This is a genomic window from uncultured Thiodictyon sp. (assembly GCF_903828115.1).
In the GTDB taxonomy this organism is placed as follows: domain Bacteria; phylum Pseudomonadota; class Gammaproteobacteria; order Chromatiales; family Chromatiaceae; genus Thiodictyon.
On sequence record NZ_CAIKKU010000678.1, the window covers coordinates 1 to 2,920 of the forward strand.

General features: G+C 67.4%; 1 protein-coding gene. It reads right to left on the reverse strand.

Annotated elements, in window-relative coordinates:
- Positions 1–2,920: serine/threonine-protein kinase (locus tag QZY48_RS25745; RefSeq protein WP_295436377.1), on the reverse strand; the 2,920-nt coding region annotated here is incomplete at both ends.

Consider the following 2,920-nt stretch of genomic DNA (forward strand, 5'->3'; position numbering starts at 1 on the left):
CCTCCACGCTGGGTCGGTAGCCCGCATTGAGCCTCATCAGCATCTCGAACACATCCAGATTGATGATCAGCTCGCTGGCTAGCGCCCCCTTACCCTGTCCCTGGAAACGCAGGATCAGGCCGCTGGGCAGGTGTTCCACGAAGCGCGCCCGATCGACAATTGCCTGCACCGCCAGTGAAAAACCCTCCAACGGGAACAGCCGGTAGCTGCGCACCGTCCCGTTCTCCACTGGACGCAGTTGCAGTGCCAGGCAGTGGCCCAGACGCTCGGGTCGCTGCAGGCCCTCGCCCCGATTGATGGCGTGCAAGATCTCGGTGGTGAGGGCGGCGGTCGACCCCTCGCCCTGGACAAGCTCGACCATCCGCTTGGCGGAGCGGTAGGGCAGCAGTCGCTCCCAGGCGTTGTCACGCCGCTCGAAGAACTGCCGTCGCCGGGCCATGGCCAGATAATCGCGGTGCCGGCTCGCCCGCTCCTTGATGGAGCATTCCGCGACCCCGCGCGGCAACTCGTCGAACAGGCGCTGCAAGACCGCGAAGTCGAACGGCCCCCGGCCCTCGAAGCGGAACAGGGCGCAGTCGTCGGGCTGTACAAAGTCGAGCCCCCGGTCGAAACGCGGGTCCTCCTGGCGGCCCACGTCCAGTTCGCACAACTGCCCGACGAGCCGATCCGCCGTCGGCTGGCCGCCGCCCATCCAACTGTTGAAGTAGTAGCCCCGTGCAATCTCGTCATGATGGCCGGCCGCGTAGAGGGCATGGATCTGCGCACAATCCCGGTTGCCGATCAGCATGAAGGACAGGGCGGAGCGCAGGTCGCGCATGGTGATGTGCAACCGCCCGCGCAGGTGGGCCATGGTGTAGAGGGTTTTCAGGCGCTCCGTGAGGCGCGGCCCGGCGACCGCATCCTGAAAGCTGCGGGCGTTGTGCAGGGCATAGCAACTGGCCTTAAGGTCGCAACCCTCGCAGGCGACCCAGTTCCCGCCGGCGGTCATGTCGCTCAGCGTCCGTTCCAGGATGGACCCATCCGCAGCCGGTGCCACCACGCTGCGCAGGTTCAGGTTCACCACCGCCACCCCGGCCCCGGTCTTGCCGGTCGCGAAGGCGCCTTGCACCTGGGCCGTCAGGGCCGGGAACTCGTCAGCGAAGGTGGTCAGGAAATCCACCAGCCGTCCCTCGTTGATGGCGATCAGCCGGGTCTCCGGGGCCTCCCACAGGCCGGCATCCCGTCCCGAGAAGGGGGAGAGGAACTCCCGCAACACCTGATTGTTGTCCTTGGCGCCCTCGTCCTGGCTGCCGTCGTAGTTGATCAGGTAACGGCGACCGGCCAGACTCAGACGGCTGCCGTTGGCCAATCGTTGGTCGACGCCTCCTCCGCGCGCCTGGACCTCCAGTTCCAGCCGCTGCAGGAAGGCCGTCTTGCCGTCGCCCGCGTTTCCCGAGATCAACACCAGCCGGAACTCACCCGCCAGCACCGCCGGCAGCAGTTCCCGGTCCAGTGCGGTCTCCACATAGGCAGAAAAGCCCAGGGCATCCAAGCCACGGGTACCGGCGTTACTGCGGCGGCTCTGGCTGTACAGGCGGAGCAGATGGGAGACGAATGGATTGCTGTTGGGTGAGGCACTGGTAGGCGCCGCACCGCCGCTACCCAGACCCGGCGCCAGGATCGCCAAACTCGGTGCCCGCGCGCGCCGGGCCTGGCGGATCGCCGCCAGGGCATCACGGAATTCGCCAGCGGTCCCAAAGCGCTCGGCCCGCCTTGGGGCGATGGCCTTGAGCACCAGGTCCACCAGCTCGGGCGCCAGATCGGCGCAGCCCGAAAACTCGCGCGGGTCCGGTGCCAGTCGGTTCGCTGGGGGCTCGCTCAAGTCCCACGGATAGCGGGAGGTCAGGGCCTCGTAGAGCGTCAGGCCCAGCGCGTACAGGTCCCGGTCGGCGCGCTCTCCGTTGTGGGGGATGGCCTCCGGATCGAAGTCCGGTGGCAGGTAGCGGCGCGAACCACCGCCCCGCGCCTCGCGGTCATCGGCGCGCACCGACACATTGAAGTCGATGATCTTGGCCCCCTTGGTCGTCCACAGCAGATTGCGCGGTTTGATATCGCAGTGGTGGAAACCGTTGCCGTGCAGGTGGACCAGACCCTCGATCACCTGCCGGGCCAACTCCAGCGCATCCTCCGCCGAGAGCAGGCGCTGCGCGATCATGTCGCCGACATCCGACCCTTCGGTGTACTCAAACACCAGGTAGGGAATACCGGCGCCGGGGATCAGGTCCGCATCCAGCACCCGCACAATGCGCGGATGCTCCGGGATCTGCACCAGCGGCTGATACTCCTTCTTCAGCCGATCCAAGGTGGAATGTCGGTCGTTGAGGACCAGCTTCACCGCCCGTGCCACATCGCCCAGGGTATCGATCACCTTATAAACCACGCCGAAGCTGCCCCGCCCCAACCGCCGCTCCACCACAAACTTATGGGTCAGCCGGTGCCCCGCGGGCAGGTTGAGGTAATCAGTCTCGTCCTCGGCACTGACCGCCGCCGACACCTCGGGCCGCGGCACGGCGGGGACCTGTGGGGCCGGTTGCAGCAGGGCGTTCAACCCAGCCAGTGCCGCCACGGCCCCCGGGCGCGCGCCGGCATCAAAGCGGCACAGCGGCTCCAGCCACGCATCGAACGCCTGGCCAAGCTCGGGCCTGAGTTCCGACGGCGCATACAGGAAGACGCCCTCCCGATCCCAGACCACGTTGGGATCGCCGGAAAAGGGTTTCTCGCCGGTGAATAGCTCGTAGAGCACGGCCCCGGCCGAGAAGAGGTCCGAGGCCGCGGTCGCGGCCTCGGGCGCCCGATACGCCTCAGGCGCCACATACCCGGCCTCCACCAGATCGACGATCGCGGGGGCGATGGTCAGGCCGCGGTCGACGGCGGTCTTGGC